The 531-nt window shown below is 37.1% G+C and carries 1 protein-coding gene; it reads left to right on the top strand.

Going from position 1 to position 531, the window contains the following annotated elements; genetic code table 11:
• Positions 1 to 210 precede the first annotated feature (210 nt).
• On the top strand, positions 211 to 531 hold a 321-nt coding region (locus tag N2257_10860), incomplete at its 3' end, for a four helix bundle protein (protein MCX7794885.1).

Here is a 531-nt window from a genome sequence, read left to right as displayed (position 1 = left end):
GACCAGCAGACCAGCAGAGCAGCAGTTTCTTTAATTTCCAGTTACTTCGTAAGAGGGAGTTGCTCTAAAAGGTCTTTGACTACTGCTCTACTGCGCTACTGCTCTGCTGCTCTAAATCTGACCTCATTTAGAAGGGATTGCGACGTCTTAGAGCGGAAGAGCGGAAGTCTGTAGAGCGGAAGAACTAAAAAGTTTTGATATAATTAATCTATGGCAAAATATAAAGAGCTTATTGTTTTTCAAAAAGCTGATGAACTTGCCTTTGAGATTTACAAACTAACAAATAATTTTCCTAAATCTGAGATTTTTGGTTTAACTTCTCAATTAAGAAGAGCAGCTTTATCCATACCTGCAAACATAGCAGAAGGTTATGCGAGAAAAGGCAAAAAGGAGCTTCTTCAATTTATAAATATAGCACTGGGATCATTAGCTGAAACAGAGTATCTTCTCGGTTTTTCTAAAAGGCTCGGATATTGTAAAACTGATATTTCACAGATTGAAAGACTTATTGAAGAGGTTGGAAAACTTCTG

The sequence above is a fragment of the Thermodesulfovibrionales bacterium genome, from assembly GCA_026417875.1.
In the GTDB taxonomy this organism is placed as follows: domain Bacteria; phylum Nitrospirota; class Thermodesulfovibrionia; order Thermodesulfovibrionales; family CALJEL01; genus CALJEL01.
Note: the sequence above shows the minus strand (reverse complement) of the source record. Positions and strands in the feature narration are given on the sequence as shown.